Raw genomic sequence first — 12,433 nt, 5'->3', positions numbered from 1 at the left:
CACCCGCACCCGCACCCGCACCCGCGAGCACGCACCCGCCCCGGGCGGCCTCCGGCCGCCACCCCCGCCCGCTTCCCACCCCCCGAAACGGGAAGCGGGCGCCCCGCCCACGTCGGATACGATTTCAAGGTTCACAGACGACCCAGAACCACGAGATCGTCACTCCGCGTAGCGACTTGGGAGCAGCCCGCGATGGCTCGACACCTCATCACCAGCGCCCTTCCGTACATCAACGGGATCAAGCACCTGGGCAACATGGTGGGGTCCATGCTCCCGGCGGACGTGTACTCCCGCTATCTGCGCCAGCGCGGCCACGACGTGCTGTACATCTGCGCCACCGACGAGCACGGCACCCCCGCGGAACTGGCCGCGAAGGAACAGGGCATCCCGGTCGCCGAGTTCTGCGCCCAGGCGCACGACGCGCAGAAGGCGATCTACGACGGCTTCAGCCTGGCCTTCGACCACTTCGGCCGCAGTTCCTCCCGGCAGAACCACGAGATCACCCAGGAGATCGCCCGCGAGCTGAAGGCGAACGGCTTCATCGAGGAGCGCGCCATCCGCCAGGTGTACTCCAACGCCGACGGCCGCTTCCTGCCCGACCGCTACATCATCGGCACCTGCCCGCACTGCGGCTACGACAAGGCCCGCGGCGACCAGTGCGAGAACTGCACCCGGGTGCTGGACCCGACGGACCTGATCGAGCCGCGTTCCGCGATCAGCGGCAGCGCCGACCTGGAGATCCGCGAGACCAAGCACCTCTTCCTGCTCCAGTCGACGCTGGCCGGCGAGGTCGAGGCGTGGGTGGACGAGCGCGCGGACGACTGGCCGGTGCTGGCCTCCTCCATCGCCCGCAAGTGGCTGACCGAGGGCCTGCACGACCGCGCGATCACCCGCGACCTGGACTGGGGCGTCCCGGTGCCGGCCGACACCTGGCCGGACCTGGCCGCCGAGGGCAAGGTCTTCTACGTCTGGTTCGACGCGCCGATCGAGTACATCGGCTCGACGAAGGAGTGGGCGGAGCTGGACCCGGAGAACCGGGACTGGCGCTCGTGGTGGTGGGAGTCGGACGCGGACGTCCGCTACACGCAGTTCATGGGCAAGGACAACGTCCCCTTCCACAGCGTGATGTTCCCGGCGACCCTGCTCGGCACCCGCGCGCCGTGGAAGAAGGTCGACGTCATCAAGGCCTTCAACTGGCTGAACTACTACGGCGGCAAGTTCTCCACCTCGCAGCACCGCGGCGTCTTCACGCACGACGCGCTGGAGATCCTGCCCGCCGACTACTGGCGCTACTTCATGATGGCCAACGCCCCGGAGTCGGACGACTCGTCCTTCACCTGGGAGCACTTCACGGCCACCGTCAACAAGGACCTCGCCGACACCCTCGGCAACTTCGTCAACCGCGTCCTGTCCTTCTCCCGCAAGCGCTTCGGCGACGAGGTCCCGCAGGGCGGCGAGCCGGGCGAGGCGGAGGCGAAGCTGGGTGCGGAGATCGCGCGTCTGCTCGCCGAGTACGAGGAGCAGATGGAGGCCATCCAGTTCCGCAAGGCGGCCGCCGCGTTGCGCGCGCTGTGGTCGGCGGGCAACTCCTACCTGGAGGAGAAGGCCCCCTGGCTGGAGATCAAGACGGACAAGGACGGCGCGGCCCTCACCCTGCGCACGGCGATGAACCTGATCCACCTCTACGCGGTGGTCTCCGAGCCGTTCATCCCGACGACGGCGAAGGCGATGCGCTCGGCGTTCGCCCTCCCCGACGACACGGCGACCTGGGTCTCCGCCGACGAGGCGAAGTCCCTGACCGCGGTGCCCGCCGGCACCCCGTTCACGGTGCCGCCGGTCCTGTTCGCCAAGCTGACGGACGACGACCTGGCCGCGTACAAGGAGCGCTTCGGCGGCGAGTCGGCCTGACCCCGAGGCGGCCCGCACCGACACGGAGGCCCGGACCCGCACCCCTGGAGGGGGCGGCTCCGGGCCTCGCCCGTTCCCACCACGTGCCGAAAGCCAGAGGACCAGCCGAAAAGCCAGAAGCCCACAGGAGTGGGGCGGCCCCACGGGCCGCCCCACTCCTGTGCTGTCGCGTACGGCGCCGCGCCGCGGGCTACTTCGGCTGCGGCTTGTTCACCGTCAGGTGCAGTTCCTTCAGGCGGGCCGGCTCCAGCTCCGTCGGCGCGCCCATCATCAGGTCCTGGGCGTTGCCGTTGAGCGGGAAGGCGATCGTCTCGCGGATGTTCGGCTCGTCGGCCAGGAGCATCACGATGCGGTCGACGCCGGGGGCGATGCCGCCGTGCGGCGGGGCGCCGAAGCGGAACGCGCGCAGCATGCCCGCGAACTCGCGCTCGACGGTCTCCGCGTCGTAGCCCGCGATCTCGAAGGCCTTGAGCATGATGTCCGGCTCGTGGTTCCGGATGGCGCCGGAGGACAGCTCGACGCCGTTGCAGACGATGTCGTACTGCCAGGCCAGGATGTCCAGCGGGTCCTGGGTCTCCAGGGCCTGAAGGCCGCCCTGCGGCATCGAGAACGGGTTGTGGGAGAAGTCGATCTTCCCCGTCTCCTCGTCCTTCTCGTACATCGGGAAGTCCACGATCCAGCAGAAGCGGAACACGTCCTGCTCGAACTGGCCGGCCCGCTTGGCCGCCTCGACGCGGACCGCGCCCATGATCTTGGAGACCTCGTCGAACTCGCCCGCGCCGAAGAACACGGCGTGGCCGGCGGCCAGCGACAGGCGCTTGGTCAGCTCGACGACGTTCTCCTCGGTGAGGAACTTGGCGATCGGGCCGGTCAGCGAGCCGTCCTCGCCGACCCGCACCCAGGCCAGGCCCTTCGCGCCCTGGGAGACGGCGTAGTCACCCAGCTGGTCGAAGAACTTGCGCGGCTGGTCCTGGACCGCCGGGACGGGCAGGGCGCGCACGTGCTTGCCGGCGAAGGCCTTGAACTCCGAGCCCTCGAAGACGTCGGTGATGTCCACCAGCTCCAGCTTGGCGCGCAGGTCCGGCTTGTCGGAGCCGTACTTGAGCATCGCCTCGCGGAACGGGATGCGCGGGAAGGGCGAGGTGACGTGGCGGCCGCCGCCGAACTCCTCGAACAGCTCGGTCATCAGCTGCTCGATCGGACGGAAGACGTCCTCCTGCTCGACGAAGCTCATCTCGACATCGAGCTGGTAGAACTCGCCCGGCGAGCGGTCGGCGCGGGCGTCCTCGTCGCGGAAGCAGGGCGCGATCTGGAAGTAGCGGTCGAAGCCGGAGATCATCAGCAGCTGCTTGAACTGCTGCGGGGCCTGCGGGAGCGCGTAGAAGCGGCCGGGGTGCAGTCGAGAGGGGACGACGAAGTCGCGGGCGCCCTCGGGGGAGGTCGCCGTGAGGATCGGCGTCGCCATCTCGTTGAAGCCGAGCGCGACCATCTTGTGCCGGATCGCGGAGATCACGGCCGTGCGCAGCATGATGTTGCGGTGCATGCGCTCGCGGCGCAGGTCGAGGAAGCGGTACTCCAGGCGCCGCTCCTCGTTGACGCCGTCCTCGGCGTTGATCGTGAAGGGCAGCGGGGCGGCGGCGCCGAGCACCTCGACCTCGCCGACCTCGATCTCGATCTCGCCGGTGGGCAGCTCGGTGTTCACGTTCTCGGTTCCACGTGAAACGACCTTGCCGTCGATCCGGACGACCGTCTCCTTGGACAGCTTGTCCAGGGCCTCGTAGGCGGGGGTGCCGGGACGGGCGACGAGCTGCGTGATGCCGTAGTGGTCGCGCAGATCGATGAAGAGGATGCCGCCCAGGTCGCGCCGATTGTGCAGCCAGCCACTCAGCCGGACGTCGGTGCCGACGTCAGAGGCGCGGAGCTCGCCGCAGGTGTGGGACCTGTACCGATGCATCGTCGTTCATCCAGTCTTCGCGGATCGGGGTCACCGGGCGGGCAGGGCCCGGACCTGTCCAGCGTACCGGCCGCCCCAAGATCGGCTCGCCCGCATTACGGGGGCGCGGGTCACGGGGGTGCGGGCGCGGTCCGCCGCGGGGCCGCCCGCACGGCCGCCACCGGGGGGCGGTTTGCCCGTCTTCGGTGGCAGTGTCCGATCGCATCTTCTTACAGTGGGGCAATGCGCACTGGTGAGCCCCTGCCCGCCGTCGGGGACGTCCTCGCCGCCCTGGAGACCGGAACCTGGCACTGGGACACCTCCACCGGGCTCGTCGCGGTCGACGCCGAGGCGGCCCGGCTGCTCGGGCTGCCCGCCGAGGCCGTCACCCTCACGGAGGCCCAGGTGCGCGCCCGGCTCCACCCGGTCGACTGGAACGAGATCACCGGAGTCGTCCAGCTCGCCGCCTCCGAGGGCACCCTGGCCGAGGTGCGGGTACGGATCATGGACGAGCAGGGCCGGATCATCCGCGTCGTGCGCAGCCGCTCTCGGCCCACCTTCCACTCCCGCAAGAAGGCCTACGAACTGATCGGCACCCTTCAGGAGGTCGCCGAGCCCACGCCCGGCTCGCCCGCCGCCCGCAGCGCCGTCACCGGCGACTGGCGGCGCTCCCGGGAGGCGTTCCTGCTGGACGCGGGCCGGGCGCTGGCCGAGGCCCGCTCCACCGCCGAGGTGCTGCGGGTGGCCGCCGGGCTGTCGATGCCCGGTTTCTCCCCGGACGGGCTGGCCGTCTTCGGCGTGGAGGGCGACCGGCTGTCCGTCATCGGCCACCACGGGCAGCGGCCCGGCGACGAGGCGCCGTTCGTGCACATGTCCCTGGACACGGACTACCCGGCCGCCGAGGTGGTGCGCACCGGCCGGGCCGTCTACCTGTCCTCCCCGGAGGAGTACCGCGCCCGCTATCCCCTCACCTGGCCGCTCGCCGAGCACTTCCGACGCCGCTCGTGGGCGTATCTGCCGCTGACCGCCTCGGGGCGCACCATGGGCGCCTGGATGGCGGCCTTCACCTATCCGGTGGCCTTCACGCCCGACGAGCGCTCGGTGCTCACCACGGTGGCCCGGATGCTCGCCCAGGCCCTCTCGCGGGCCGGGACCGCCGAGACCGAGCGCGAGCTGAGCGAGGGCCTGCAGCGCTCGATGATGCCCACGACGGGACCCGAGGTCCCCGGCATGGACCTGGCCGCCCGTTACGTCCCGACCGGCGGCGGCCTCCAGGTCGGCGGCGACTGGTACGACATGATCCCGCTGCCCGGCGGCACCTCGCGCGCCCGGGAGAAGGGCCGGCCAGGGCGGTTCGCGCTGGTCATCGGCGACGTGCAGGGGCATGACGTGCGCGCCGCGGGGCTGATGGGCCAGTTGCGCATCGCCCTGCGCGCCTACGCCTCCGAGGGCCACCGCCCGGACGCGGTGCTCTCCCGCGCCTCCCGTTTCCTGCACGGCATCGTCAACGACGGCGCCCCCGGCGACGACCCCTCCGACCTGCGCTTCGCCACTTGTCTGTACGCCGAGGTCGATCCCCGCACCGGCGTGCTGGAGGTGGCCCGCGCGGGGCACCCCGACCCGGTGATCCGGATGGCGGACGGGACGGTGCTGCAACGGCCCACGGCGGGCGGCCTGCCGCTCGGCGTCGACCCCGACCCCGACTACCCCACCACCCGGTTCACGCTGGAGCCGGGCGAGACGATGATGGTCTGCACCGACGGCCTGATCGAGACCGGCGGCCACGACCTGGACACCGGCTGGCAGCGCATCCGCGCCATCCTGGAGCAGCACGAGGGCGACACCGAGGAACTCGCCGACGCACTGGTCCAGGGCGTGCACGGCCCGTCCTCGCACTACACCACGGGCCCGCTGGCGGACCGCCGCGAGGACGACATCGCCGTCCTGCTGCTGAGCCGCCGCTGCGAGGGCCACGGCGGCACGGTGAGCCTGCCCGAGGTGCGGCGCACCCTGCTGACGGTCGCGCAGGCCGAGCCCGAACGGGTCGCGGTGGCCCGCCAGCAACTGCGCCAGCTGCTGCACGACTGGTCCTCCGAGGAGCAGGTGGACTCGGCGGTGCTGCTGCTGAGCGAGATGCTGACCAACGTCCTCGTGCACACCGACACCGACGCGCTGCTGCTGGCCGAGGTGAGCGGCGAGCGGGGCGAGCGGCGGATGCGGGTGGAGGTCACCGACGCCGGCGACGACCTCCCGCACAAGCGCCGCCCGGGCGAACTGGCCTCCTCCGGGCGCGGCCTGGTCCTCATCGAACTCCTCGCCGACGCGTGGGGCGTCGAGCCGCGGGGCGTGGGCAAGAGCATCTGGTTCGAGCTGTACGAACCGCCGTGGGAGAAGAAGGAGAAGTGAGGACCGCGGCTTCAGCGGGCGGCGCGGCCACCCACCGAAGGTGCGGTGCGCCCTACGCCGCGTGCCGGTCCCGGGCCTCGTGGGCGACGCCGAAGGCCGCCGCCGTCAGCGGCACCGCCAGCAGCATCCCCACGATCCCGGCGACCGACGCCCCCGCGGTGATCGCCAGCAGCACCGCCGCCGGATGCATCTGCACGGTCCGGCTCTGGATCAGCGGCTGGAGCACATGCCCCTCCAGCAGTTGCACGGCGACGACCACGCCCAGCGCCCACAGCGCGACCGCGAACCCCCGGTCGGCGAGCGCGACCAGCACGGACACCGCACCGGAGATGAACGCCCCCAGATACGGGATGTACGCCCCCACGAACACCAGCGCGCCCAGTCCGACGGCGCCGGGCACGTCCAGCAGGAGCAGGCCGACGGTGATGCAGACGGCGTCGATGAACGCGATGATCGTCGTCCCGCGCATGAAGCCCTCCACGGCGGTGAACGCCCGCCGGGCCATGCTCTCGACCGTGTCGGCGCTGTCGCCCGGCGAGAGCGTGCGCAGGGCCCGCCGGGCCCGGCCGGCGTCGCGCAGGAAGAAGAAGACCAGCAGCAGCGCCAGGACGGCCATCGCGGCGTACTCGGCGACGACGCTGACCCCGCTGATCACGCCGGAGGCGGCGGTCCCGCCGAACTTGGACAGCAGGTTCCTGCCCTGCCCGGCCAGATCGGACAGCGAGGTGCCGGCCGGCCCCAGATGGGAGGCGAGGGACTTCGCCGCGTGCTCCAGGGAGTCGGCGATCTGCTGCCAGCTGTCGATCAGGGCCCGCACCACGATGTAGCCGGTGCCGCCGACGACGACCACGACGGCCGCGCAGGTGATCCCGGCCGCCACCGAGCGGTTGACCCTCGCCCGCACCAGCCGCCGGAACAGCGGCCGCAGCAGCGCCGTGCCCAGCAGCGCCAGCAGCACGGGGATCACGGCGGTGCGGAACACCACGCACAGCCGCACCACCACCCACACCACCCCGGAGACGAGCAGCACGGCGGCGCACCAGGCGGCGAGACGCCGGACGGACTCGGGCAGCAAGGACACCCTCTCAGCGCATCACGCGCCGGGCGGACTGTCCTGTGCGGACAGTCCGCCCGGGTGACCCGCCCCAGGACTGGCGCGCGACCGCGGGCGCGCCGGGCGGGTGGTGGTCCGGCCCGCCCGCCGGCTCGTGGCGGGCGGGCGGGCCGGACGTCCCTCCGCGGCGGATCAGGGCTGGTCGGCCGCGGTCACGTTGACCGCCGCCCAGGCCTTGTCGACCGCGGCGTACTCGGTGCTGGTGGTGCCGTACAGGTCGCCCGCCGCCTTCAGCGTCGCCTCACGGGCGGCGTGGAAGTCGGTGGTGGAGACCATGTAGCGGGTCAGGGCCTGGTAGAAGATCCGCAGCGCCTTGTCCCGGCCGATGCCCTGGACGGCGGAGCCGTCGTAGGTGGGCGAGTCGTAGGCGACGCCGTTGACGGTCTTGCGGCCGCTGCCCTCGGCGAGCAGGTAGAAGGCGTGGGAGGAGACGCCGGAGCCGGCGTGCACCTCGGCGTCCACGGTGGACGTGCTCCAGTAGTCGACGGTGCCTTCGAGCTTGTCCAGGGAGGGCTTGTCCATCCGGCGCAGGAAGCCCTGGTCCAGGCCGAGCTGCTCGCCCATCAGGTAGTTGCCGGTCGTCGGGTTGGTGGCGAACTCGGTGGCGCTGCCGAAGATGTCGGCGAGCGACTCGTTGAGGGCGCCCGGCTCGCCGTACTGGTTGCCCCGCGAGTCGATCCTCGTCGGCTCCAGACCGGCGGTGGCGGCGACGACGCCGTGGGTCAGCTCGTGGCCGGTGACGTCCAGCTGCACCAGCGGCTTGGTGAAGGTGTCGCCGTCCCCGTCGCCGTAGATCATGCAGTGGCAGGTGTCGTACCAGGCGGCGTTCCCGTAGTCGGTGCCCCAGTGCACCACGCCCTTGGGGCCGGCGCCGTCGTTCTGGATGCCGTCGCGGTCGAACGTCTTCTTGTAGAAGTCGAAGGTGGCGGTGAGCCCGTGCGAGGCGTCCACCGCTGCGGTGGCGGTGTCCTTGGTCGTGCCGTCGCCCCAGGTGTCGTCGGCGTCGGTCAGCGCGGACGCCGACGTGAAGATCTTCGCGTCCTCGCGGGTGGCGTGCTTGGCGTCGCGGATCTCGGCGTTGCCGCGAGTCGTGTCCTTCAGCTGGTACGAGCGGGCGGCCGTCTGCGTGGTGTTCAGGGTGACGGTGCCGGAGAAGAGGGACAGGCCCTTGCCGACGGCCGGGGCGGGGTAGGTCGCGGCCTTGCCGGACCTGCGGACGAGCACGCTGCCGCCGGCGGCCTTCGGGCGCGCGGTCTCGCCGCGCTGCTGAAGCCGCGCCACGACCCGCTGCGACAGGAACCCGTCCACGGTGGGCGTGCTGCGCAGCACGGCGCCGGTGTTCGCGTCGACCAGGACGGTGCGGGCGGCGTCGGGCGAGCCGTCCGCGGCCGTGACGCCGATCTCGTACGCCAGGGTGCTGCGGCCCGCCGCGTGGTCCACCACCAGCCGCGCCGTACCGGCCTGCCCGCCGGGCACCTGGGCGACGGCGTGCTGTTCGGCCTGGCGCCGGGTGAGTTCCGCGGCGGTGGAGGGCAGGGAGACCGCCTTGGCCGCGGCGCGGGTCACGCCGAGGTACGTGGAGCCGGCGCTCAGGTGGACCACGAGGTCGCCGCCGACGACCGGCACACCCCGGTACGTCTGCGTGAACCGCACGTGCCGCTTGCCGTCCTGATCGGCCATCACGTCCACGGCCGTGAGCCGGGTCTGGGACCCGACGCCGGTGGCGGCGGCGTGCGCGAACGCGGCGGTCCGGGCGGCCTCGACGGTGGCGGCGGCGGCGGCCGTCGTCCGGCCGGCGGCCGAGGCGCCCGTCGTGGGGGTGGCGGCCGTGGCGGCGGCCGTCGTGGGGGCGGGTCCGGACGGTGCGGCGACGGCCGTGCCGGCGGTCGCGGCGAGGGTGGTGGCGGCGAGGAGGGCGAGCGCCGTCCGGGATATTCGCGCGGAACGCATGTGGGGTCCTCGGAAGTCGAGAGGGGGGAGGGGGGTTACGCGCGCTCCTCGCCCTGGGGGCGGCTGAGGAGCCCGCGTTCGAGGACCCTGGCACGCTTGGCATGCCCACGTGAAGGTTGCGGCGCAGCAGATTGCCGAACCCTTTATTTCCGCAGCTCATTGTGAAATGGCGGCGGTTTCGGGGGCGTTGGCGGGGTGTCGGCGGGCGCGTCGAGCGGGGCGCCGGCCGGGGCGCGCACGGGCGGCGCCCGGACGGCGCTGTGGCTGAGAAGTTCCTGTTACGGCGGCTGAGAAGTTTCTGTTACGGCCGAAGCGCCCCGGGGTCCCCGCAGCATGACCCACATTCACGACCGCCCGACGGTGCACGCGGCGCCGCCCGGGCCGCCGGTGCCGCTGCGGGCACGGGCGTGCCCACGGCACCTGGTCGAGAGCGAGCCGCCCGGCCCCGGGCGCGGGAAGCCGCACGCGAGGGATGCGCGAGAGGCGCGGGAGGCGCGGGCATCTCGGGATGTGGGGGCGGTGCGGGACGTGGGGGCGGCGCGGGACGTGGGGCAGGCCCGGGAGGCTACGGAGGCTCGCAAGGCGGCGACGGTCCGGGAGGCTGCAGAGACGCTGGAGGCGGCGGAGGCCCGGGAGGTGGCGGAGGCCCGGGAGGCGGCGGAGCGGCTGGTCCTGGAACGGGTGTGGGCGCGTGTCGCGCCCCTGCTGCCCCCGCCCGCGCAGCGGCGGCTGACGCATCCGGGCCGACGGCCCGTGCCCGACCGCGTGGTCCTGTCAGTCGTACTGCATGTGCTGCGGGAGGGCATCCCCTGGCACACCGCCCGCACCGGGGAACTGGGCTGTTCCGGCGTCACCGCCTGGCGCCGTCTGCGCCGCTGGGCGCGGGCGGAGACCTGGCCCGCGATCCGCGAGGCCGTCCTCGCCGAACTCGACGGCCCCGCACGCCGCCGCGCGGTACGCGCCTTCGGGTCGGCGCGGACGATGGCGCACGACTCCGCCGCGTACTCCGGACCGGCCGCGTCGGCCGCGTCGCCGGAGCGGTACGCCCCGCCGCGACCGCACCCCGACGGCGGCGAGGACGACGACGCGCTGGTCGCGGCCATCACGCGGGCGGTGGCCGCGGCGGACGACACGGTGCTCGCACCGCTGCTGAAACGCCTGGCCGGCCGGGCCGACACCCGCGTCGTCCTGCGCCTGGGCGAGGCACTGGCCGTGGCGACCACACCCGAACCACCCACCCCCGACCCGCCCACGCCCGAACCATCCGCTCCCGAACCGCCCGACGGCACGCCCCGCCCCGGCCGCGACGAGCCCACGGGCACTCCCGGCCCCGGCCGCCACGAGCCCGCCTCAAGTGCCGGCCACCACGAGCCGGCCCCAGGTGCCCGCCACCGCGAGCCGGCCCCAAGTGCCGGCCACCGCGAGCGCGCCACCGACGCCGATCAGCGCGACCGCAGCAACCCCGCAGCCGATCAGCGCGACCCCGCAGACACCCCCGGCCCCGCCCACCGCGAGCGCGCCTCGGGTACCGGCCACCGCGAGCGCGCCTGGAGTACCGGTCACCGCGAGCCCTCCGCCCCCGCCGCTCAGCCCGAGCCGGCCAGTACCTCCGTCCACGCGCGCCGGTCGCCCGAGACCACCAGTCCCACGCCCACGTCGGTGTACCGGCAGTCCACGAGGAGCTGACGCATGTGGTCCTCCGCCCACTCCCGCGCCACCGCCGCCGCGTCCTTGTCCCCGTACGCGGCGGCCTCCCCGACGGACGTCCAGGAGTACCCCGCCGCCGTCACCCGCTCCCCCACGTCGCCCGTCCGGCCGCCCGGCGGATCGACGGCGCCACCAGCCGCGACGGCACGTGCGTCGTTCTGGGCCACGCGGGTCAGCCGGGGATCGGTCCGCAACGGTGCGCAACCGCTCTGCGCGCGCAGCGCGTTGGTCCGGTCGAGCAGATCGCGCCGGCTCGCGGTCTCGGTCGCCGGCACGGCGGCGGACGGCGCGCGGGTACGCGTGCGCGTCGGGGTCGGCGAGGGCGCGGCCGTGGTCGGCGTCACCTCGGCGCTCGCGGTCGCTGTCGCGGTCGGGAAGGCCGGCGGCTGCGAGACGAGCGGGGCCGAGACCGTGGGGCGTGCGGGCGGGGCGGCGTCCGGCGCCTTCTCCGGCGCCCGGTACACCGCGATCAGCAGGGCGGCGGCGGCCACCGCCGCTCCGGCCGCGGTGGCCTTGGCCGCCGTGCCGGGCCGGAAGACGCGCCGCCCGGCGTCCAGCACCCGGTGGACGGCGGCCGCCCCGTGCGCCGCGCCCCCGTGGGCGGCCAGGGCCGCCGTCCCGTGCCCCGCGAACGGGGCGGAGTGCAGGGACAGCGGCACCGCCACCAGCCCCGTCCCGGCGAGCAGCCCGTCGACCGGCAGCAGATCGGCGGCCGACCGTCCGCACCGGCCGCATCCGCGCACATGGCGGGCTATGCGCTTGCGCCACAGCGGGCCGGGTGCCCCGTCCCACTCCTCGGTCAGCGCCCCCAGGGCCGCGCACTCGTCGCGGGCTCCCAGCGCCCGTACGACCTGCCGGCACACGTCCAGCTGCCCCTTGACCCGCTGCACCCGCACGCCGGTGTGGGCGCGGGAGAGTCCCAGCGCCGTGGCGACGTCCCCGCGGGTGAGTTCGCCGGCCGCCTCCAGCCACCACAGGGACAGCACCTGGCGGTCGGCCGGGTCCAGCCACCGGGTCGCCTCGGCGACCTCCCGCCGCTGTCCGGACAGTCCCAGGCGCAGGATGGCCAGTTCGGCGAAGTCCCCTTGGGCCGGGCCGTCGGCCGCGGTGTCGAGGGGCAGGGGGCGGCGCTGGGCGACGGACCATCTCCTGCGGACCTGGTTCATGGCGATCGCCACCAGCCAGGCCCGGAACCTGGCCGGGTCCCGCAGACCGTCCAGACCGCTCAGCGCCCGCAGCAGGGTGTCCTGCACGACGTCGTCGACGTCTGCGTGGCCGTTCAGGGCGCGGCCGACGACGTTGTAGACCAGAGGGAGATACGCGGACACCAGCCGGTCGCGCGCCGCCGGGTCCCCGCGCCGGGCCGCGGCGACCAGCGCCGTCTCGTCCGTGCTCTGCTCGCGCATCAGCTTCCC

General features: G+C 73.5%; 7 protein-coding genes. 3 read left to right on the top strand and 4 right to left on the bottom strand.

Annotated elements, in window-relative coordinates; genetic code table 11:
* The first annotated feature begins 192 nt into the window (after positions 1-192).
* Entirely contained in the window at positions 193-1,908 is a 1,716-nt protein-coding gene (metG, locus tag K7787_RS17480; protein ID WP_164391923.1) for a methionine--tRNA ligase, read from the top strand.
* 190 nt (positions 1,909-2,098) lie between these two features.
* Here metG and aspS read toward each other — a convergent pair whose 3' ends face one another.
* Entirely contained in the window at positions 2,099-3,862 is a 1,764-nt protein-coding gene (gene aspS / locus K7787_RS17475) for an aspartate--tRNA ligase (protein WP_223002055.1), read from the bottom strand.
* Between the two features lie 222 nt (positions 3,863-4,084).
* Here aspS and K7787_RS17470 point away from each other — a divergent pair, with 222 nt between their 5' ends.
* On the top strand, positions 4,085-6,247 hold the full coding sequence (locus K7787_RS17470) for a SpoIIE family protein phosphatase (protein WP_043261078.1): 2,163 nt from the start codon (positions 4,085-4,087) through the stop codon (positions 6,245-6,247).
* A 52-nt stretch (positions 6,248-6,299) separates the two neighbouring features.
* Here the strand turns inward: K7787_RS17470 and K7787_RS17465 are convergent, their stop codons facing one another.
* Together K7787_RS17465 and K7787_RS17460 are read right to left on the bottom strand one after the other, a co-directional pair.
* Complete coding sequence (locus K7787_RS17465) at positions 6,300-7,328, bottom strand: AI-2E family transporter (RefSeq protein ID WP_009189666.1); 1,029 nt, start codon at positions 7,326-7,328, stop codon at positions 6,300-6,302.
* Positions 7,329-7,493: 165 nt separating this feature from the next.
* Entirely contained in the window at positions 7,494-9,311 is a 1,818-nt protein-coding gene (locus K7787_RS17460; RefSeq protein WP_223002053.1) for a M4 family metallopeptidase, read from the bottom strand.
* A gap of 519 nt (positions 9,312-9,830) precedes the next feature.
* On the opposite strand from K7787_RS17460, the gene K7787_RS17455 reads away from it, so the two are divergent.
* Positions 9,831-10,997, top strand: coding sequence for a transposase (locus K7787_RS17455; RefSeq protein ID WP_223002051.1), 1,167 nt, complete (start codon positions 9,831-9,833; stop codon positions 10,995-10,997).
* Here K7787_RS17455 and K7787_RS17450 read toward each other — a convergent pair.
* Positions 10,898-12,424: a sigma-70 family RNA polymerase sigma factor gene (locus K7787_RS17450; protein ID WP_223002049.1), complete on the bottom strand. Its 1,527-nt coding sequence runs from the start codon at positions 12,422-12,424 to the stop codon at positions 10,898-10,900. The genes K7787_RS17455 and K7787_RS17450 overlap by 100 nt on opposite strands.
* Between the last annotated feature and the right edge of the window lie 9 nt (positions 12,425-12,433).

It is taken from the genome of Streptomyces sennicomposti, from assembly GCF_019890635.1.
Lineage (GTDB): Bacteria > Actinomycetota > Actinomycetes > Streptomycetales > Streptomycetaceae > Streptomyces > Streptomyces sennicomposti.
The sequence above is the reverse complement of the archived record's forward strand: the minus strand, read 5'-3'. Positions and strand labels throughout refer to the sequence as shown.

Coding starts and splice junctions, on each gene's coding strand:
- metG (WP_164391923.1), top strand. CDS start 193: ATGGCTCGACACCTCATCACCAGCGCCCTTCCGTACATCAACGGGATC.
- K7787_RS17460 (WP_223002053.1), bottom strand. CDS start 9,311: ATGCGTTCCGCGCGAATATCCCGGACGGCGCTCGCCCTCCTCGCCGCC.
- K7787_RS17470 (WP_043261078.1), top strand. CDS start 4,085: ATGCGCACTGGTGAGCCCCTGCCCGCCGTCGGGGACGTCCTCGCCGCC.
- aspS (WP_223002055.1), bottom strand. CDS start 3,862: ATGCATCGGTACAGGTCCCACACCTGCGGCGAGCTCCGCGCCTCTGAC.
- K7787_RS17450 (WP_223002049.1), bottom strand. CDS start 12,424: ATGCGCGAGCAGAGCACGGACGAGACGGCGCTGGTCGCCGCGGCCCGG.